Source organism: Lysinibacillus sp. S1 (genome assembly GCF_044986265.1).
GTDB classification, from domain to species: Bacteria; Bacillota; Bacilli; order Bacillales_A; family Planococcaceae; genus Lysinibacillus; species Lysinibacillus capsici.
In genome coordinates, this window is sequence record NZ_CP173154.1 from 1,455,867 (window position 1) to 1,476,852 (window position 20,986).

Annotated in this window: 20 protein-coding genes and 2 pseudogenes; 8 read left to right on the forward strand and 14 right to left on the reverse strand. The window is 36.3% G+C overall.

Features of this window, described 5'->3' with window-relative positions:
• Positions 1-23: 23 nt before the first annotated feature.
• The 9 genes and pseudogenes from ACHZEU_RS07685 to ACHZEU_RS07725 form a co-directional block, all read right to left on the reverse strand.
• A pseudogene (locus tag ACHZEU_RS07685) lies at positions 24-716 on the reverse strand (hypothetical protein).
• On the reverse strand, positions 713-1,306 hold the full coding sequence (locus ACHZEU_RS07690; RefSeq protein ID WP_048391337.1) for a PilN domain-containing protein: 594 nt from the start codon (positions 1,304-1,306) through the stop codon (positions 713-715). Before ACHZEU_RS07690 ends, ACHZEU_RS07685 begins: the two are co-directional and overlap by 4 nt.
• Positions 1,306-2,280 (reverse strand): type IV pilus biogenesis protein PilM, encoded by a 975-nt coding sequence (gene pilM, locus ACHZEU_RS07695; protein WP_404804324.1) that lies wholly within the window; start codon positions 2,278-2,280, stop codon positions 1,306-1,308. The genes ACHZEU_RS07690 and pilM overlap by 1 nt, the downstream gene beginning before the upstream one ends.
• A 112-nt stretch (positions 2,281-2,392) precedes the next feature.
• A complete protein-coding gene (locus ACHZEU_RS07700) occupies positions 2,393-2,863 on the reverse strand; it encodes a prepilin-type N-terminal cleavage/methylation domain-containing protein (protein ID WP_279494301.1) in 471 nt (156 codons plus the stop codon).
• A gap of 56 nt (positions 2,864-2,919) precedes the next feature.
• Positions 2,920-3,396, reverse strand: a complete 477-nt coding sequence (locus ACHZEU_RS07705) for a prepilin-type N-terminal cleavage/methylation domain-containing protein (RefSeq protein ID WP_279494300.1) — start codon at positions 3,394-3,396, stop codon at positions 2,920-2,922.
• Positions 3,397-3,521: 125 nt separating this feature from the next.
• Positions 3,522-4,727 (reverse strand): type II secretion system F family protein, encoded by a 1,206-nt coding sequence (locus tag ACHZEU_RS07710; protein WP_036080216.1) that lies wholly within the window; start codon positions 4,725-4,727, stop codon positions 3,522-3,524.
• On the reverse strand, positions 4,724-5,770 hold the full coding sequence (locus ACHZEU_RS07715) for a type IV pilus twitching motility protein PilT (RefSeq protein ID WP_048391346.1): 1,047 nt from the start codon (positions 5,768-5,770) through the stop codon (positions 4,724-4,726). Before ACHZEU_RS07715 ends, ACHZEU_RS07710 begins: the two co-directional genes overlap by 4 nt.
• A gap of 11 nt (positions 5,771-5,781) precedes the next feature.
• Complete coding sequence (locus ACHZEU_RS07720; protein WP_404804325.1) at positions 5,782-7,452, reverse strand: GspE/PulE family protein; 1,671 nt, start codon at positions 7,450-7,452, stop codon at positions 5,782-5,784.
• A 17-nt stretch (positions 7,453-7,469) separates the two neighbouring features.
• Complete coding sequence (locus tag ACHZEU_RS07725) at positions 7,470-8,801, reverse strand: G5 domain-containing protein (RefSeq protein ID WP_404804326.1); 1,332 nt, start codon at positions 8,799-8,801, stop codon at positions 7,470-7,472.
• Between the two features lie 372 nt (positions 8,802-9,173).
• Here ACHZEU_RS07725 and ACHZEU_RS07730 point away from each other — a divergent pair, with 372 nt between their 5' ends.
• The 3 genes from ACHZEU_RS07730 to ACHZEU_RS07740 are packed head-to-tail and all read left to right on the forward strand — an operon-like array spanning position 9,174 to position 11,761.
• A complete protein-coding gene (locus tag ACHZEU_RS07730) occupies positions 9,174-9,599 on the forward strand; it encodes a prepilin-type N-terminal cleavage/methylation domain-containing protein (protein ID WP_279494293.1) in 426 nt (141 codons plus the stop codon).
• Positions 9,600-9,604: 5 nt separating this feature from the next.
• Positions 9,605-10,048, forward strand: a complete 444-nt coding sequence (locus tag ACHZEU_RS07735; RefSeq protein ID WP_279494292.1) for a prepilin-type N-terminal cleavage/methylation domain-containing protein — start codon at positions 9,605-9,607, stop codon at positions 10,046-10,048.
• Positions 10,049-10,069: 21 nt separating this feature from the next.
• Positions 10,070-11,761 (forward strand): pilus assembly PilX N-terminal domain-containing protein, encoded by a 1,692-nt coding sequence (locus ACHZEU_RS07740; protein ID WP_279494291.1) that lies wholly within the window; start codon positions 10,070-10,072, stop codon positions 11,759-11,761.
• Positions 11,762-11,807: 46 nt separating this feature from the next.
• Here ACHZEU_RS07740 and ACHZEU_RS07745 read toward each other — a convergent pair whose 3' ends face one another.
• Entirely contained in the window at positions 11,808-13,895 is a 2,088-nt protein-coding gene (locus ACHZEU_RS07745) for a DUF2339 domain-containing protein (RefSeq protein WP_279494290.1), read from the reverse strand.
• Positions 13,896-13,976: 81 nt separating this feature from the next.
• On the reverse strand, positions 13,977-14,228 hold the full coding sequence (locus ACHZEU_RS07750) for a phage holin (RefSeq protein WP_048391360.1): 252 nt from the start codon (positions 14,226-14,228) through the stop codon (positions 13,977-13,979).
• Positions 14,229-14,552: 324 nt separating this feature from the next.
• Here ACHZEU_RS07750 and ACHZEU_RS07755 point away from each other — a divergent pair, with 324 nt between their 5' ends.
• From ACHZEU_RS07755 to ACHZEU_RS07770, 4 genes are read left to right on the forward strand one after another with little or no spacing between them, the layout of a single operon-like run.
• Positions 14,553-14,915, forward strand: coding sequence for a GntR family transcriptional regulator (locus tag ACHZEU_RS07755; RefSeq protein ID WP_054550578.1), 363 nt, complete (start codon positions 14,553-14,555; stop codon positions 14,913-14,915).
• Positions 14,916-15,779, forward strand: a complete 864-nt coding sequence (locus ACHZEU_RS07760; RefSeq protein ID WP_054550577.1) for an ABC transporter ATP-binding protein — start codon at positions 14,916-14,918, stop codon at positions 15,777-15,779.
• Positions 15,776-16,471: a hypothetical protein gene (locus tag ACHZEU_RS07765; protein ID WP_054550576.1), complete on the forward strand. Its 696-nt coding sequence runs from the start codon at positions 15,776-15,778 to the stop codon at positions 16,469-16,471. The genes ACHZEU_RS07760 and ACHZEU_RS07765 overlap by 4 nt, the downstream gene beginning before the upstream one ends.
• Before the next feature lie 24 nt (positions 16,472-16,495).
• Complete coding sequence (locus tag ACHZEU_RS07770) at positions 16,496-17,227, forward strand: CPBP family intramembrane glutamic endopeptidase (RefSeq protein ID WP_048391371.1); 732 nt, start codon at positions 16,496-16,498, stop codon at positions 17,225-17,227.
• Between the two features lie 15 nt (positions 17,228-17,242).
• Here the strand turns inward: ACHZEU_RS07770 and ACHZEU_RS07775 are convergent, their stop codons facing one another.
• The 3 genes from ACHZEU_RS07775 to ACHZEU_RS07785 form a co-directional block, all read right to left on the reverse strand.
• The gene (locus ACHZEU_RS07775; RefSeq protein ID WP_404804327.1) at positions 17,243-18,598 is read right to left on the reverse strand and encodes a YjiH family protein; all 1,356 of its coding nucleotides are present in this window, start codon (positions 18,596-18,598) and stop codon (positions 17,243-17,245) included.
• Positions 18,599-18,983: 385 nt separating this feature from the next.
• Positions 18,984-19,304 carry a monooxygenase gene (locus tag ACHZEU_RS07780; RefSeq protein WP_048391374.1) on the reverse strand — a complete coding sequence of 107 codons (321 nt, stop codon included), beginning with the start codon at positions 19,302-19,304 and terminating at the stop codon, positions 18,984-18,986.
• 14 nt (positions 19,305-19,318) lie between these two features.
• Positions 19,319-20,242: a DsbA family protein gene (locus ACHZEU_RS07785; protein ID WP_048391375.1), complete on the reverse strand. Its 924-nt coding sequence runs from the start codon at positions 20,240-20,242 to the stop codon at positions 19,319-19,321.
• 165 nt (positions 20,243-20,407) lie between these two features.
• Here ACHZEU_RS07785 and ACHZEU_RS07790 point away from each other — a divergent pair.
• Positions 20,408-20,980 (forward strand): annotated as a pseudogene (locus ACHZEU_RS07790) (TetR/AcrR family transcriptional regulator).
• Positions 20,981-20,986: the final 6 nt, after the last annotated feature.

A 20,986-nucleotide genomic window follows, 5' to 3' on the forward strand; every position in this document is an offset into this window, starting at 1 on the left:
GTATGGTGCGCCTATCAATAAAGTTATTGTTGTTCTTCGTAATAGAACGTTGTCACTTGCACTGTTGCCTTTAACGTAAGATCTGCATCTTTCTCAAGCTGTGCCTGCTCTCCAGGCAATTTAAATTCAATCTTATCGGTTTTCATGACACGCTCTAATTGTTCAACCTCCTGTAAAAAGCTTTCAAGAGAATTAAAATCAAGCGCACCCACCTCTAATATAAAAGTAACAAGCTTTAAATTAGTTGGTAAAGAGTCCTTCGAAAGAGATGCAATCGGTGTAGTAGTCTCCTTGTTCTCCTGATCACCATTGACCTCTGCTTCAGCCTGCTCCAACATATTAAGATCATTCGATACATCTGAAGGTGTCACAGTGCCGTCCTCACCTTGAACAGTTAAAGACAGTATACGAGTTCCTGTCACCTCTTCAATCTCAGCTAAATCAAGAATAATCTTTTCAACGGCTCTTGTTGCAGGTAGCTTTTGTCTTAAGGCTAATATATTGATAGTAGGCTGTCCCTGCTCTTTGTCTAATTGTGTTAGTTGTTHTTTGACVCTRGCKAAKTCDBKCTKHWCSTRSAMYWCWKTRSYMTCTKTKTMRYTCACWWMATCCAATTTTGGTGAAAGCAAATAATAATACAGCGCAAATAAAATAGCAGCTATCAGCGCCAGTAACAAGATCATAGATGAATTTTTACTACTCGTTAATTTATTCATGAACGTCGTCCTCCAGCTAAATACATAAAATCGATTGTCGCTGTAATGGACACTGAATATCGCGGTACTTCTTTAAATTTTTGTTGGGGTGTTAACACCCTTTGTTCACCTAGCTCTATTTCAAAGTTTGAGACAGTGTTAATTTGAGCATCTGTAAAATAGCTACTCATTAAAAGTCGCTCCACATATTTCGATATATCTGTCATCGTTTCAAAATCCACTTCAATATTCACCGAGTTCTCTCCGAAAACATAGCTACGTAAATAGGAATGAGTTGGTAATAAAGTTTTTGTTTCATCAATTAACGGTGTTACAGGATAAGAAACGCTTTGAATAAAAGTTACTGACTCTTCCAACGAACCCTGATCGACATTTTGTCGTGCGTCTAGCTCTTGCTGCAATTGATCAAGCTGTGTTGTTAATGCCTGTTCCTCTGCAGTCAATCGTGACAATTCACTTTTGGATGTAAAAAATAAAAAAAGTAAATAAGCTATAATAAGTCCCACAATGACAATCACCAAGCTATAAAAAAGCTTGGGAGAGGTTGTTCTTTTTTCAAGTTGTGGTAAGAGGTTTATATCTGGAACCATTAACGAACCTCCTTCAAAGCTAAGCCAAGCAACGTTGAAAATTCTCGCTTAAAGCGAGGAAACGATTYCTCAATTTTTTCCCCATCGACAACCCTTAGTGGTGGTTCTAAATTAGAAGCGAGTAAGTTCCCAATTGATTTCAATAGTGGGTTATCTCCAAGCATGATAATTTCATCCACTGTTTTTTCACCTTTATGTAAAGAAAACTTAAAGAAATTCATCATCCGATCAATCTCTAGAACCTGATCCATTACGACCATTTGATAATTCTCTGATTCGCCATTATAAATAAATTGATAGCTAAACTCATTCTCTTTCTTCCCCAGCCATTGCGTCATATCTACTTCAATGGTTTGATAGCGCAAAAACTCCACTTGGCCATTGGAAAAAATACTGATAGAGAGTTCATTAATCGACCATTCTGCAATTAAATATGTTTTATTAGGCATTAATAAGGACATGTGCTCTAATAAGCGTATATTACAAAGCGCACGAATATCGGCAGCTTCGGGTTCTAATGAAACATCTAACAGCATCCCTACCAGTTTCGTAATCTCTTCAGAAGGCGCAGCAAATAAGATAGCCTTGCCATCCTCGGCATCTGCATCATACACATCAATTAAAGGATCTTGAAATGGTAAATGAATAGAATGTCCCAATTCCATTTCAGCATATCCTCTTAATTCCTGAGGCTTTACATCTTTAGGGTGCTCAAAGTTTTTTAATAGAACCGTCGTATCAGGGACAAACATACGAACAGCCTGTTTTTTCCCTGTCCATTTCATTACTTGCTCTTTAATCACCTCAAAAAGAGCTACCTCATCGATTATAGTTCCATTTTCAACGATTCCAGCTGCTAAAGGGTATTCATAGCCCTGCCACTGATTAGGCTCTGGTCCTTTCGCCACAATCGCACGTAGCACATAATCCTTCAGTTCAATCGAAACATGCGACTTTCTTTTTCTCTTAAACATGTGAAAAGACCTCCTTATCCTATTCAGTATAAATGATTTTTTCAATTAGTCATCCATTTCCCAGCCAGAAACGCAAGAAAATTTGCGTTTCTGAGTGAGTGGGGAGGACTGATTAATCAGTCTCTTCTTTGTCTATTCCTGCACTTTTTAATTTTTTATTAAGTTCCGCTTCATCTATCGAAGTATTACTACTGCTTTCGGCAACTTTTAGACCCGCTGTTTTAATTTCAGAAAATCTAGCATATGATATTATCCATTTTTTATCAGTTTCATTATACTCTACTTCATCATTATCACCTAACTCAATGCCATCTACAAACTCTTCTAATTCTCCTTTGTCACACTTATTATCTGGAGTAGTCTTTCCACATGCACCATCAATATAAGCAATCTTTGCCCCAGCTAGAATATTTGATGCTTCTGCTAAAATTGCACGGTCCTTGGACTTATTAATAATATTACCAATTGCAGGTACAGCGATCGCTGCGATAATTGCTAGGATAACAATTACAGCTAATAGTTCAACTAATGTTAAACCTTTCTCATTTTTCAATAGTTTTTTATTTTTCCATTTTTTAAACATAATGAAATCCTCCTTAATAGTTTTATATGAAGTGTGTGTACACGAGCTTCTGAACATTATGGCGAAGCTGCACAATCTCGCCCAATACATTTGCCACCGCTTCCTGTACTGCCCTTGCGAATATCGTCTGCAATATGCTGTAAGGTGGCATTATCAAAATTAATATATTTTCCATTGCTGTAATAAATCGCATGCGCATTAAAATAGTAGGTGCCCTCGATAAATTGAATATTGGCATTCTGACCTTCTTTATCTGCCTCTAATATTTTACCCGCACTGTCTAAATAACCTCCTGATACTAGGTCACTCACGTTGACGATTTGCCATTTATCAGCGGTTGGATGCTCCATAAAATAAAACTGTGCGGCATGAATGACATTGATAGCATCTGCCTTTAATGCCTTATAACGTGAATTATCAATGACATTACCTATAGCAGGAACTGCAATGGCAGCAACGATAGCTAGAATAACAATGACTGCCAAAAGCTCGACTAAGGTCAAGCCCCTTTCGTTCTTTAGCCTATTTCCCATGTCCAGTCTCTCCTTTAATACTTAAACGTGAAGATACCTACTTTCCGCTTCCTTTTGTTAGCAAATCTAAGTAGATATTTTCCATTAAGCGGAACAAACGGGCATCCATATAAACATTGTAAATATTACATATTTTCATATAGTTGGAACATTGGTAAGAATATAGCCGCTACAATGACTCCTACAACTAAGGCCAATACCACAATCATTAAAGGCTCGATAAGTGACTTCATTGTATCGACGGCACGATTTACTTCTTCTTCATAAAAGTCAGCTATCTTTTCAAGCATGTAATCCAAGGACCCTGTTTTCTCACCAATTGATGTCATTTGTGTAACAAGCGGTGGAAATAGCCAGCTTTTTTCAAGTGGCTCTGATAATGTGCCACCCTTTTCTAAATTATCGCGGGCTTCCAGTACTACTTTACCCATTACTGGATTACCGCCAACCTTTTCGACAATTGTTAAGGCTTGTAGAATTGGCACGGAGCTGCTAAAGAGTGTTGACAAGGTTCTTGTCATTCTCGCGATAATATCCTTTTGCAACAACTGTCCAAAGATTGGCATACGCAGTAAAAATACATTGACGGCATAATGAAACTCTTTATTATTTTTATAGAAATAGTGTAAGCCCACTACTAACACCAATAGTCCCAAAATCACAAGGTACCAAAATTGAATGAGCCAATCACTAATACCTACTACAATGACCGTTATTAATGGCATTTCCAAATTCATTTCTTTAAATGCATCCATAAAGGTTGGCACAATGAACACCATTAAAAACATACCAACCACCAGTGTTAAAAGCGATAATATCGCTGGATAGGTCATAGCAGATTGAATTTTTTTCTTAATGTTATATTGCTTCTCTAGTGTGCTTGCAAGGCGATCTAATGTATCGTCGACGTTTCCTGTAGCCTCACCAGCACGCATCATATTGACAAATAGCAATGGAAACACTTTTGGATGTTTACCTGCTGCATCTGAAAATGCCATCCCATTTCGAATATCCTCTTCAACCTGCATCAATGCTCGCTTTAGTGGTTTACTCCGTGTTTGCTCACCCAAAATATGGGTCGCTTCAACAACGGGAACGCCAGCACGAATTAATGTCGCATATTGTCGACAATAAATAACAAATTCCTGGTGCTTTACTTTTGTCCCAAAAGCAATATCTTTATGTAAAATGCTATTTGACTCCTGAAGTTCTCGTGCATTAATTCCTTGTGCTCGAAGCTTTTCCATGGCTACCTTTTTATTCGGTGCCTCGATAATGCCCTTTTTAGGTGCTCCTGTTTTGGTCCGACCACTATAACGAAATATCGTCAACTATAATCACCAGCGTTCATATATGGTCTTGCATCCTCTAGTGAAATCTTACCTGTGGTAATTAGGTGTTGCATGGAATACTCCAATGTGTGCATACCCAATGCTTTACTTGTCTGCATCACACTTGGAATTTGGTGAATTTTTTCGTTACGAATTAAATTTGAAATAGCAGGTGCCTGTACTAAAATTTCTGTCGCAGCAATACGCCCTTTTACATCCTTACGTACAAATAAACGCTGAGAAACAATACCTTGTAGTACATTCGCAAGCTGCACACGAATTTGACTCTGCTGATGCGGTGGAAATACATCGATAATACGGTCGATCGTCGTTGGTGCACTACTTGTATGCAGTGTAGCCATAACTAAATGCCCTGTTTCAGCAGCCGTAATAGCCGTTGAAATGGTTTCATAATCTCGCATCTCCCCAACTAAAATAATATCTGGGTCTTGACGTAATGATGCACGTAAACCATTGGCAAAGCTCATTGTATCGACACCAATCTCACGTTGATTGATGACAGACTTCTTATGTGTATGCAAATATTCAATTGGATCCTCTAACGTAATAATATGTTTAGATCTTGTTTCATTGATGTGATCTATCATTGCTGCCAAGGTAGTTGATTTCCCTGAGCCTGTTGGGCCAGTTACTAAAATTAAGCCTTGTGGTTTTTCCGCAAGCTTATATAACACCTGTGGCATATTGAGTGCTTCAATAGAAGGAATTTTAGCCTCAATTAAACGAGCTGCAATCGTCACTTCATTTCGCTGATGGTATGCATTGACACGGAATCGACATTTCCCAGGCAATGAAAAGTTAAAGTCCGTTTCTCCCTTATCCTCAAATTCCTGTTGTTTATGGACAGGAAGAATGACCTTTACCATTGCCTTCAAATCCTCTGTTTCAAGTGGGATTGTGCCGTAATGCTCTAGTTGCCCATGGATACGATATACTGGTGGAATACCTTTTGTTAAATGAAGATCAGATGCTTTTTCTTCAAATGCACGTGTTAATAATTCAACGATTGAATATGCTGTCATTTTTTTCACCCCTAGTCTGCACTTGCAACACGTAATATTTCTGAAGTGGTTGTTTGGCCTGCTACAACCTTTTGTAATCCATCCACTAATAGGGTATGGTAGCCTTTTTCTTTCATATAATCACGGAGGACGCGATCACCAACACGATTTAAAATCATATCCTTTATTTGGCGATCAACAGGGAGGATTTCATGAATCGCCATACGTCCTCTGTAGCCTGTTTGATTGCAGGCAGGACATCCACGCCCTTTTTTACCATGTGATTTGCCTTCCACCCCCTGCTTCTCAAGTATTGATAGTGAACGAGAAGTGAATATATATGGTTCAGCACAATCACGACAAACTTTTCGTACAAGACGTTGCGCCATGATTCCTACAAGGGAAGAGGATAATAAAAATGGCTCGATCCCCATGTCATGGAGCCGTGAGATAGATTCGATGGCACTGTTAGTATGCAGTGTACTTAATACTAAATGGCCTGTTAGTGAAGCACGGATAGCAATTTGAGCTGTTTCAAGATCACGAATTTCCCCTACCATTACAATGTCGGGGTCCTGTCGTAAAATTGAGCGTAACCCTACCGCAAATGTTAAGCCGACTTCCTCTTTTACTTGAATCTGATTGATACCATCTAACTGATATTCCACTGGGTCCTCAACCGTAATTATGTTGACGCCTTCTTCATTTAAATGAGAAAGGGCCGCATATAACGTAGAGGACTTACCTGAGCCTGTTGGTCCAGTAATCAGCATCATACCGTTTGGATGGGCTATCATTTTCCTGAAAAGTGCTTCATTACTTGCACTAAAGCCTAATTTATCAATATCATTGGCTGAATTAGTTAAATCTAAAATACGCATAACTACCTTTTCACCATAAACTGTTGGTAGTGTAGCTAAACGGATATCGACAGGTCTAAAATTAACATTGGTTTTAATACGTCCATCCTGCGGAATACGATTTTCTGTAATATTTAAATTCCCCATAATTTTAATACGCGCCAATACGACGTTTTGCATGTGCTTTGGCAAGGATCGCTCAGTACGTAGCACACCATCTACCCGATAGCGGACACGAAGCTCTGTTTCTTGCGGATCAAAATGGATATCACTAGCGCGCTGTGCGACACCATTCGCAATAATTTGATTCACTAAACGAACAATAGGTGAATCCTCATTCTCTATTTCCTCTTGTGTTTCCGTACTTGTGGCAGCCAAATCCAACATTGCCGCATCCATTGATTCCTGTAAATCATAGTATTTTGTTATCGTCCGATATAAATCATCTTTTGCCGCAATACTTGTCTCGATTTGACAGCCTGTCGTCATACGAACTTCCTCAATGGCGAAATAATCCATCGGGTCTTCCATTGCAATAAACAATTTATTTTTCTCTTTGCGAATCGGCATAATATTTGTCCGCTTTGCCAGCTCCGCTGGAATTAGCTGTAATAATTCGGGACTAATTGAAAACTGATTCAGACTGATATGAGGGATACCAAGCTGGAATTCTAAGACTTCAATAAGCTGCTGCTCTGTTAAGAAATTTTCTTTGATAAGGAAATCTCCAAGCTTCTCATTTTTCATCTTAGTAGTTAATGCGTACTCAAGCTGGTCAGCTGTGATAACACCTGATTCCACCAGTAAATCCCCTAAACGTTTAMGCSYTRGCTTCATWGCCATAAACATACCTCCAATCGTTATGGACTTGTTTGTACAAAATTACCACCCTTATCATAGTAGCCATAGACAWTTTCTGGTCCATCTTCTTGCTTTGTTTCCBCTGATTTTGAAGGTTTCACATCAGGCAAACCATTACCATCTAAATCCACTTCTAAATCAGGATCTGATGCACCCGCCCCTACGTTCTGAGTAGGCGTTGTGATAATAACAGGCTCCTGCGAAGAACGCGTAACAATTCGATTTTGAGGTGCATAATAATCTCTACTAATGAATTGTTCTTCTGTTGCTCCGTTCTCTACAATGGAACGATATACTTCCACTCTTGAACCCTCTTTCCCCTCTTGCTCCACTCTTTCTTGTCCAGCCTTTAACTCCTTCGAATAGCGATAAATAATGCGTGGCTTTACAATTTTATCCTTACTAACACGTACTGTGATGTCCTTGTCTTTCGCGGCTGCAAAAACTTCTATCTTTAATTGATTACCCTCTATAGATGCTTTCAGTTTACCGAGCTGCTCAGACCGATTAATAAATTGTAAGTCTTTTGCTAATGCTGCATTGATATCTGCCTCAATTCCCTGTTGCAAATAGCTTGGATTTATTTCCTGAGAGTGTCTTTCTAAAATTTCGTAATCCGTTTGAAGAATTACACTATATAGCATTGATGCCACAAAATCTAAACCTGCATCATTGACAACCTCAGCCTGTTCACCTAAAAGTGTAAGCAACGAGATGGATTGATTTGGAACTAGATTTACATCATTTAATAACTGAATGATTTTTGCTACTCCTTGACTATTTGCTGGTAGCTCGGCAATCTGAAAGGCAATCCTTTCCCCGGTTTGCATGGAACCTTCATTGATAACGGCTTCGACCTTATGCTCCTTCAAATAGCTGGCTTGTAAGATTAGTTTCTGGAGTGTTTTATCTGTATCCCAAACACCTGCTTCATCTATTTGCTGCGTAATAGCTTCATTGACGGTAACAGGAATGGGAATATGAACTACTTTTTCTTTTTGCCAAAAAGCATACCAAGGCTTTTTTGTCAGCATTTCGTACTGAGCAATAGCTGCTGATGGATCAAAAACAAATTGTTTCGAGTCAATGGTTTTGGCTATACCATCACTAACAATTTCCATTTCGGCACCTTGCCATTCTGAAATTGCATTTTGTAGCGTAGTTGCTAAATCTACTGTTTTCACATCATGGATCTCAATACCCCCAATGGTTGAAGATTTAGGACCTTCTTTAGCAAAAACTGTGTCATTTAGCACAAATGATGGAACAAAAAATCCCACAATTAGAACAATTACCAAAAACAAGCTAATTATTTTTATGTATGTTTTCATCCACATCATCCTTTATTTAACTTAGTGGTTTTTCTATTTATATACAAATGATACTACAACTATGGTATTCTGGCACTACTAAAATGCAACTTTATTCCGTCATTTTGACTAGATATTTCACAGAAATTCAAAAATAATTCAACAATTAGTCACAAAGAACTATGCATAACCTTAAATTTCTTTCGATACATATTTAGAATTTGTTATAATAGCCTTGATAGTCATTTTTATCTAGTTTTAAATAATAAGTTTACTTTAATAAATCAAGAGCAAGAGAATGAAAAGAAACATTTAAATAAAAAAATTTGATTGAGCTTGCTGAATAAATCTAAGTTAAAAAATTATAAATTATGGCTAATTTAGGAGGAAATCATGAAAAAGACTAGTCTTATAAATCAAGATTGTGGCCTAACATTAATTGAAGTTATTGCCTCAATCGTATTAATCTCTGTTATCCTTTTAAGTTTTATGGGGATGTTTTTACAAACTAGCAAAACCACAGCAACCTCAGATGATATTGTAAATGCTACATATATTGCGCAAAAAGAGATGGAAAGTATTTATAAATATCGAACTGCACTTACACGTGAAGCTTTAATTGACGAGTTAAATAAGCAAAGTACAATTCCTTATGTAGCTACTAATGAGGATACTTGGTTAAAGCAAGACAACACTATACTCATCTATTTAACACTGAAAAAACCTGACGATTTAGGATTAACTCCTATTATTATAAAAGTATTAGAAAGTGGAAAAGAAAAAAGTAAAATAGAAAATAGATATAAATTAGGGGGCTAATAAAAATGCAAATAAAACAGCAACAGGGCTTTACTTTAGCTGAAGTATTAGCCGTCGTAGTTATTGTCAGCATTATCTCCGTTCTTCTATTTAGTATATTAAGTTCCAGTACATCAACACACCAAAAACAAGCTAAAAAAAATAAAAATTTACAGGATACCTCTTACGCCCTAAAATTAGTTACCAAGGATTTTAGGAAAGCAACGCAATTTGATGATGCTACTGATACATTCACTACTAGAGATGGACAACAAACATACACCCTTTTGAATAATACAATTACCCGAAATGGGGAGATTATTGCAAATAATATTAAAGAATTTAAACTAGAGGCTAAAAAAGATACTCCTGTTGTTCTAACCATAAAAATTGTAAATACATCTGATAAAGAAATAAATGCAGAATTAACTTCACGTGGTATCAAAATGCCTGATAAGGAAGAAAACTAGTTAAACAAGGTGGGAAGTTTTATGAGGAAAATTAAAATATTCGTATTGAAAAATGAAAATGGCTATACTTTTCTACTTGTTTTTTTTACCATTATTTTAATATCGGTATTAGGTTTAAGTATTCTAAAAGTTTCCAGTAATACTTTAAAAACCTCTGCTCATGAACGAGACGATCAATCAGTTTACTATATTGCAGAGGCTGGATTAAATTATGGGCGTGAGCATACACGTAAAAATTTTGAAATTGCTGAAAGTTTAGCGACTACAGAGTATCAAAAACAAAAAATTGCTTATAAGAAAAAGCAAGTTCCTAATCCTCAAGATTTTAAAGGTCTTTTAAAAATCGAATTAGAAAACTTGGGCTATCCTGTAAATGTTAATAATGTAGAAGAAACCATATTAATAAAGTCAGAGGACCCAGCAATCCAAGATATAGAAAGTAGAGTTAGAGACGAAGCAAAAGTAAACTATATACCATTTCTAATACCTACATTTGATGATCAATTTGGGCTTAAACCCAAAGTAAGTGTATCTATCACTCTAGAAGATGCAGATGACCTTCGTTATAGAATTGAGTCAACAGGTGAATTTGAGGATACATCCATAAAAAGAACCTTACAGCAAATTGTAACAATGAAATTAGACTACCCAGACAGTAGTAACAATCCTTCAGATGACGATGATGCTCCCACTGAAGGATCAGGTGGTGGTCATTTTGTTCCACATGAATATACCGTTCAAACAAAAGGCGATATTATACTAAATGGCGGTGGTAAAATTATTGGTAATGTAGCAAGTGCTGGTGGAAAGGTTAAATTAACAGGTGGCACAGAGATTACAGGTAACATAGGTGTTTCTCCTGACAACCTTGATGTTCCCGAATACCTTAATAAATTCAAAGATCAAGTAACTCAGGCTCAAGAATTTCCAGCTGGCAATGCACTTGCATCTTTTCCAGAAGATCGAATGAATGATTTAGCTCAACTAAATTATCCTCCAAATGAGGAACTTATAAAAAGTTCATCAAATAAAACCAATATTATTTATAACGGAAATTTCCAAGCAGATAACTGGATGGCATCGGATTACACACTTAATTTAAGTGGCGATACGCATTTTAAAGAATTTAAAGTCGGTCAAAATAATACCATTACCATCAATGTTGGTGATACGGATAAAGATCTTTATATTGAAGATCTAAATATTTTACAGGGACATATTAAAATCATTGGTACAGGAAAGCTAAATATTTATGTAAAAGACTCGCTCTACATTAAAGGCTCCTTTAACAACGGCGGTGATGTTAGTCAAATTAACTTTTTATATAGTGGCTCTAAACCGTTAACACTTTCAAATGAAACTCAGCTCCACGGCTCTCTTTATGCAAAGGAAGCAGATTTAACATTTTCAGGTGGCGTAGGTGTAAAGGGGAATATTTATTCAGGAGGAAATAATATTACATTTAATGGCGGCTTTAATTCAGCAGGACAACATATTATCGCACCAAATGCTGATGTGAAAGTAGTAGCAGGTGCACATATTAAAGGAGCAATTGTTGCTGATACAATTCTTGTAGATGGTGGTGCTTCCATCACCTTCAGTGAAAGTAATGCTTCAAATGGAAATGACGGTAGCGACAACAACAATCAACCAAACATTCCTCCATCCCCTCCTAAGGTAGATATCACTGAAGATATTATACTAGAAATATAAATTAGCACACGGGCAATAAAAATTTATTGCCTATGTGCTTTCAGATTTACTCCTTTTTCCTCAACAACCTACCCGACAATAGCATTCCAATACCACCAATGGTAATAAATAGAACAGCTCTAATCAGTAAATCAAGGGCAGATAAGTCAAAGAAAATTAGCTTAATAAATGCGATAACTAAAATAATAAAGCCTGTTGTGCGCAATGTTTTTAAATGATGTGTGGAACTAATCCATAGTGATACACTAGCAGTTAAGAATAATGTAATAGTTGTAAGAGCGATACTTAGCTTCCAATCAAGTGCGTTGTTAAATGTAAACTGATGGATCAGTCCCCATATCGAAATCATCGTGAGCACAATCCCCGTACTTACAATGGCGTCCACATATTTCCCCAGACGGTCCTCGTACAATCGATAAATAATTCCTTTTACAAGCACATCAGCGACAATCGCTACAATCACTGCTAAATAAATTAATCTAGTGATAGTGTTTAAGCTTTCCAACATTGACACTCTAGTGCTGATCATCAAGGAGACTAGTAGGAAAAATGCACCAAGTACTGGTGTTAATGCACGTCCTTTGTAAGTTTCCTCTACAAATAAAGAACCAGTAAATAAGACAGCTAGTACGATACACACCATATATGGAATGCCATTTGTGGCTGTAAAGTATACGGCATCTAGCTTGCTAATATAGGCTAAGAAATAGCCAGCTGTGACCACTGCTAAAATATCGATTACATACAAATCCTTCATGACCTTTTCAAAAGGTGAGAGTGTCTCTTTTGGACGTCTTGCATATAAATAAATAATGATGAAATAGATGATTGGCATAAATAAGCTTAGATGATCGATGCTGAAAAATGGATTTGGTTCATGGAAAACAAAGTTTAGTGTAAATGTCATCACAAGGGAAAGTGAAGTAACGACCTTCATCATACTTGCACGTATTCGTAAGCTCATCATCACGCCTGCAAATGCAATCAAAGGATACAATAAATCATCCACTTTATTCGGAATATTCAATAGAAGTATCATATTACAGAAGGTGATAAACACAAGTGTCACAGCACTATCCAGTACCTCCTGCCATTTTTGACGATAGCTATAAAACGCTACAGCGCCAAATAAAGCCATTAAAATGAGGAGTAGCATTTCTCCATTTTCAAGAGAACGAATGATTAAATTCAGCAGTAATAAACTAAATGAGCCTAAAGAAAATTGGAGTCCAATGTGAAGTGGCTTCCATTTGGATTGTGCGTTATACAGTAAACACCATATTGCATAAAAGATTGCTAGAATTACAAGTAAGCCAAGTGCAAAAACTACTTGTTGATCACTATTCATAAATGCTACAACACTCACTGCTAGCACTGAAAAGAATGTGGCAATATAAAGGGCTAGTTTTTGCTTGTGCTGGTAAATAACTAATTGCAATGCAGCAAACAATACGACCACAAATAATAAGATAATGACAGCACTAAAATCCATATATTCTAGTAAGTAAGGTAGTAATAATGATGTAAAGGCAACAAAAACAGTTAGTGCTTCATTTTTCTTCAAATAGCTAATGGCAATACCATAGCCAATATAAAGCAGCGTAATGCCTAGTGCTGGAATAAGACCAATGATTTCATATAATATGGCACTTGCTGCAGTTGTTAAAATACCGACAATAAATGCCCCACCATATAAAGAAATCGTTATAGCCGATGAGCCTACTTTCCTACGCTCTAGTACATAGGCAATAACCGCCAATCCCAACGATAGTACATAGGCAAGGATGATTTTCACGCCATCCGATAAATAGCCATAGTCACTGACAAGTTTTAGACCCCAAAGTACGCCCATTACTAAAATAACCATGAATACTTTTGGAAGTGCCCACATAACACGTTCCTCCATCGATGGCTGTGGTTGCACTTCTTTTTCCGCTACTTTAGTCGGGATAGGCTTCGACTCCAGTACTGGTTTTGGTTTAATTGGTTCTGATTGCTTGATCATCGACTGTCTGGCATCAAGAGTATTATTTTTTTCAGTGCTTTGCGAACCTTTTAATATTGACAACTCCTGACGTAAATCTGCCATTTCCTCCTCGAGCTTCGCAATTCTGCGCTCCAATTCAAGGGACATTCAATCATCCTCCCCACTTTATCAATTTTCTAACATTATAACATATTTATCCTTATTGTAAAATTACACTTTTTGTTCATTTTATCTCGGTCTCCGATACATTAAGGCACGTTCACTATCACTAGTGCCACGTGTGGTTGGATCGACAATGACCCCCATTAACACAAAAATGGATAAGACTGTATTTAAAATAGATGATATTTGCTCACTCATCACACCCGTAAAATCATAGCCAAAAATTGCAGCCACTTGTTGTGCGAGTAAGAGCAACAATGAAAATAGCCCTAGTAAAAATGGAATATGTTGAAGACGAACCTTCCAATTAATTCTCATAAAAGCTCACCTCCCCCCCTCTTGCCACAGTATATGCATAGTGGTTATGTGACACATATGCAAAAATGGAACTCTTGCCAAGTTACTAGGATTTTTTGATAATATTTTGTGATGCAAGCTATTTTCAAATATAGAAAGTGAAGGAATTTTTTTCATGAATAACATGTTCATATATTTAGTTTACTTAGAGCCCTCTCAAGAATGAGAAGGTTTTTTTCATGTAAAAATTTTTGTACATTTTTTTACCAAATCATTGACAATGGATACCATAAGCTATATGGTTAGTTACACAAGTAATTAACCAACTAACAAGTGAGGTGGATTGTGATTCATTCTTTAAATAACGAAAAGCCCATTTTCCAACAAATACGTGAAAGAATAGAAGATGCCATTCTAGATGGACAGCTACAGCCTGAAGATCGCATTCCATCTACAAATGAGTTTGCAAAAGAATACCAGATTAATCCTGCAACTGCTGGGAAAGGCGTGAATGAATTAGTGGATAAGGGCGTCATTTATAAAAAGAGAGGTGTCGGTATGTTTGTACATGCAGACGCCAAAAATATTTTAATTACTGAGCGTAAAGAAAGCTTTTTCCAGCAACATATTGAACCATTGAAAAAGGAAGCAAGTCGTCTAGGCATTTCAGATGAAGAGTTACAAAAATTGATACTAGGGGGATCATGAATGAAAATTAATGTGAGCAATGTCACGAAATCCTATAAACATAAAGCAGCTTTGAAAAATATCTCCTTCACCATGGAGGGACCAAAGATTATTGGCCTTTTAGGTCACAACGGAGCTGGTAAAACAACTTTTTTAAATTTATTATCAGGCCTCATCTCTACAACAAGCGGAGAAATTTTAGTTAACGGAGAAAATGTCTTCAATGCCCCTTCCACATTACGTGATATTTGCTTTGTCGCTGAAAGTGGCAACTTTCAAGAAGAAATGACCATTGCCCAAACATTAAAGGCCAATCACTTCTTTTATCCAAAATGGGATGAAGAGCTAGCTCAAGAACTGCTACAAGTATTTGCCCTGAATCCAAAAGATAAAGTGCGTAATCTTTCAAAAGGGATGGTCTCTGCACTTGGAATTATTACAGGCTTTGCGAGTTGTACAGCTATAACTATATTTGATGAACCTTATATCGGTTTAGATGTAGCAGCGCGTAATATGTTTTATGATTTGTTAATTGAGCAGCAAACAGAAAATCCGCGATTATTTATTCTATCTACACATTTAATCGATGAGGCAAGCGAGCTATTTGAGGAAATTTTCATTCTACATGAGGGCGAACTTTTGCTCCAAAAGACCACTGATGAATGGCGAGAGCATATTGTGGCTGTAAAAGGCAATGCCTCAGATGTTGAGAGAGCAATTGGGGATTTACAAGTAATCTATCAACATACATTTATGCAAGAGATGACAGCTATTGTCTTCGCAAATGGTCAATCCATTGAAGATCAGAACATTACGCTTGAATCTGTCTCTCTTCAAGATATGCTCGTCTATTTAAGTAAACAGAAAGTGAGGCTGGGGCGATGAACACGATGAAAGGCAGTTTTTATATCTTATTTCAAAGCTATAAGAAGCAAAATATTATTTTTTGGAGCATTTTATTTTCTATCGTGCTTTTGTCATTTTTCTTAGATGCATTTTTTGGTCAATATGTATCATTTGCTATGACTATTTCAATTCCTGTTTATATTTTTTACAGTATGATGGCAACAAAACTTCTCAATAAAACCTTACCCTATTTTTTAAAGCTAGGATTAAGTCGTCAGCAATATATGTTGTATGTCGGGCTATTTTTTATCAGCTGGAGTCTGGTCGGTGCCTTGATTATTGCGTGTGCTCATCAAATCATTTCTTATGTTTCTACCCTATTCAATATCAAAGATATTATTATCATCCACCCTATCTTATTTTTTGATATTACCCATTCATTTTTCCAAACAGTAGTATTGGATACGGTCTTGCTTTTATTTTGTCTAAGTTCTGGCCTTCTCCTTAACGTTGTTTTTTATCGTTTAGGCATACTAGGAGGCTATAGCTTAATTGGTTTCCTTGCATTAATACCTATATTAATGGTGATCTTTGAATGGTATTCTCCGTTGTATAAACTGTTAGCCAATTCATCTATATTAGCGATTTTAGGGAGCATGTTTGTTTTTAGTATTTTCCTCTATCTAGTTATTTCAGCTAGTATGCGAAAGGTTTCTGTAAATCCTGTATAAATAGAATAGGAGGAAGATAATAACATGAACCCAAAAATGTTGATAAAAATAATTGGTTTAGAGTCTCTACTCATATTTTTCTATGTTTTAAATGGTGCCTTTGTTTCTATCAAACAACCTTTAAGCCCTTTTCTACAGTTTGCGCTGTTAATCCCATTTGCATTAGGGCTCTTCATGTATATAGCGGCGAAAAAGAAATGGAGAGTATATTTCTTTTATCCTATTAAAAAGAATCATTTCTTCATCACCTTACCACTTCTTCTTATTTTAGGCATCATCTTAGTAAGCACAAAAGGATTGAATATGACATCTATTAGTGATTTAATTGTCATGTTTATCATGCAAATTTTCATAGTAGCGTTTATTGAGGAGTCTGTATTTAGAGGCATTATGCTACGCATGCTATTAGCAAAAGGGGCTTTTTCTGCTGTCTGGATTTCTAGTATATTGTTTGGCGTCACACATGCGTTACAATTACTAGGTGGCCAATCTCTAGAAGATACGATTCTTCAAATCATCTATGCTCTTTTAGTTGGCCTTGTTCTAGCTTTACTTGTATTGGAAGGTCAATCAATTATCGTAACAATTATTTTCCATGGACTGAATAATTTCTTCAACATTATGGGAAATACGGAAGGCTCCATGTTAAGTGCCTATCTTATCATTTTTGTACTCTTTATCTACATGCTTACGTTATGGAGACGTCTAAAGAAAATCGATCACAATCTGTTTATGAAAAATGCCAAGTCCATTTAAGACTTGGCATTTTATTTAGAAGAGTAGATGACCAACCAATGCTGCAATTGGAAGAGAAATAAGCGTACGTAGTATAAATAAGACGACTAAATCCAAAAACTTCAATGGAATTTTTGTACCTAAAATAAGTCCACCTACCTCAGACATATAGATCAGCTGTGACACAGAAACAACAGCGATAACAAATCTAGTAACATCCGATTCAATCCCTGCACCTAAAATAGAGGGTAGAAACATATCGGCAAAGCCTACGACCATTGTTTGCGCTGCTTCAGCCGCTTCAGGCAAGCCAAGGACAGTTAAAATTGGCTCGAACGGTTTTCCTAAAATCGCAAAAATACTTGTAAATTCAGCAAGCATTAAGGCAATTGTCCCAAAAGCCATAACAATAGGGGCCACACCCASCCATAAATCAATTACATTTCTAGAGCCATCTTTGAAAAATTGTCGAGRATCACGATTTGCATGTGCAACAGCAAGTGCATTTTCTAAACCATGTGAAACAGAATTATAGCCCTCTGGTAATTTCTCACGTGAATAATCCACTGGTGTCCCATCTATATACGTATCCTCCTTTTTCGCAAGTGGATWGATTCGASGCRTAATAWYGGCTAATACAATWCCACAAAGTACTACTGTCAAATAATAAGGAATAAAATAGCGTGCCAAATGTACAGTATCCAATACAACGATACAGAATGTGATGGACACTACTGAGAAACTTGTGGCAATAATCGCAGCTTCTTTTTTTGTGTAGTTCCCCATCTCATATTGTTTACTGGTCATTAACACACCTATTGTGCCATCACCTACCCATGACGTAAGAGCATCGATTGAAGAACGCCCTGGACTTTTAAACAGTGGCCGCATAATTTTCACCATCATTGTCCCGAAAAATTCAAGTAAAMCGAAGTTTGTTAAAAMTGGTAAAAGGAAACCCGCAAACAAAAAAATGGTAAATAAAAACGTCACAAGTCCCTCATTTGGATCCATGAGAAGTCCACCCGTATTTTCATTATTGATGGCAGAAGGTCCAAAATTGAAGACCACCATTGAAGCAAAGGCTAAACCGATAATACGAGTAATTGTCCAAAACCAATTAACATAAAACAATGTATCCAACATACTAGGTTCTTTAGCATTTTTACGAGKGATAAATTTCGCTATCAGTGCACCAATTGCAGAGATGGCAAACATTCCAATTGTAAAATAGCTAATGATCGGGGCCACAATCCCCGCTAAAATATTGGCTAATATGGCAATGGGTACTTTCCAGCCCTCTTCCGTTAAAATGGGGATCATAAATAGAAAGATACCAATTAAAGACGGAATAATGAAGTAAAAATATGTAGCAACAGAATACTTTTTCATTTTTTTATAAAACCTCATCTCTTTTAATCTCAATAATTTATGTATTTTGCATAACAACAATTAAAATAGTGTTTATAAGAAACATTTTTTTATCAATTGTTGTACAACTATATAAGCAAAAATATGTTGTTTTCATTCAACATCTCATCCCTCCTTCTGCTATAGAACGATTTTAAAAGCTTTGAAGTATTGAGCATTAAACAGAAAAACACTCAAATTATTCATGTTTTTATAACATAAACGTGATATAAAACTATTGTAAACGCTACAACGCAATTGGTTCAACCTCACAATATTCAGAATATTTATACATTCATAAAATAAAAGCCTAACTTCTTAATTAGAAATTAGACTCCTTTGAATTAGCTAGTAATTCTATGATGCATCAATGATTTTTTAATTGTTTTATTGGACCTTTCGTAACTTCAGTCAGTTTTGAATTGATAGCAAAGATTTTTGCGTTAATAGTAGTGATTCCAAATTCAGCTAGCCTTTTTGAATGCATTGCTATATATTGTTCAGCTGTGCGTTTCGATTCAAATAGATAGATGCCGCCCGCTTCGTTTGTTTCAGGGCTCTCTGTCCAAATTTTCCACAAAAGTCCTTCCTCTTCATAAATACTTTTTGCTAAGTCAGAAAACGCTTCTGCCATCTCATCACCAAATGGTCCATCCAATTTAAAATCTACTTGTAATACGTATGTCATTGCCATTCTCCTCATTATTTAGTAGTAATATAACACTCACCAAGTATTTCCTTCATTTCATATTGATCTGATGAAAGCTCTTTTTTCACATAAGATATAACCTCTGACTTTTCCAAATCATACATGACTTCAATTTCTTTCGAAAATAGAAGCTTTTCTTTTTCAAGCAAGCTTAAAAGAGATGGCAGTTGTTTTGGTTGCAGCTCTTCAAAATTGAGAACCTGTTTGAGTCCTTCCACATAATTTACAAATGGACGCCCACCAACAATTTTCAACCCTTTATTATCTTCATTCATCATAATAATAGTTGGAAATCCTCTTACGCCTAGATTTCTTGCAAGGTCAAAATCTTCATTTAATAACTGTTGCCCGCTTGTTTGTTCTGATTCGTTTACAATAGCCACTCCATCAAGCCCCAGTTTATTTACAATGTCAATCATAACGGATGTATCTGCAATATTTTGATTAAATACGAATAGCGCTTCTCTTGCTCTGCGCAAATATTCAAATGCTATAGCATCATGCTGATTTTTTTGAATCACTTTAAAAACACGAGATGGTGGATAGGATGATTGCACTGGATTGTTCATCATCACTGTTCCATCTATTGGCATGCGATAATATTCTCCAACTTCTCTCCAGTGTCCTACAACGTCGGCAGGTCCAGATATTCCATTAGCAGGGTCTACTGGACCATCACCCCATTTTTCTAGTAATCCTCCCATAATCGTATGAAAGTTAAAATAGTGTCCGTACTGCTCGATAAAACGTCGAAGAACGGGTTCGAGTGCCCAACAATGAGAACATATTGGATCAGTTACATAGTATACTTCAATGGATTTCTTTGGTTGATTAAAATCAATTATCCCTAATTCCTCCTCGCCAGCTACTCCACATACACCTGTCTCTAAATCACAAACCATTGGATGATTCTTCAATTGACTATCCCCTTTTCTTACTTTCATTAAATATAAATATATAACTCTCTTATTTGCCTTACAGTTGTATTTTATTCATAATAAAATCATCAATAAACCAATAATCTATTTGAATTGTTGTTTATACAACACTTTGAAGMAATTGTTTAAAAAGGAGTGTAAGTAATGACCTCATCTAAGACAGATCTTCGTGTTATACGGACTCGTAAATTAATCATGGATTCTTTCATTACACTTTCTAGTAATTTGTAGTAGAAGGTCCTATCAGTTAAGGATATTACGACAGAGGCTATGATTAATCGTGCGACTTTTTATTATCACTTTGAAGATATATATGATTTGTTAGAGAAGGTCCTATCAGAAGTATTATTAATTAATTTGAATGATGACTTTCTACAACATAACGAACTTAATGAAGGAGCTTTCATTATTCTCTTTAAAGCGATAACTAATTTTCAAAAGTCATTGTCTAATCGTTGTCATAGAGGCTATGAAGAGACAATTGCTCGCATTATTAGAGAGCAGCTTGAAATTATCTTTTACAAAATGTTATTGAAACAAAATGCAGCGACAGAGAACGAAGCGTTAAAAATGACTGCTGTAATATTAAGCTGGGGAATCTATGGCGCTTCTATAGAATGGAGAACTAGCAATCAGGAGATACAGCCCGAAGAATTTATCAAACCTGCAATTCCTTATTTAATGGCAGGTATTGATGGCAAAAATAAAAGTGAATAAACACCT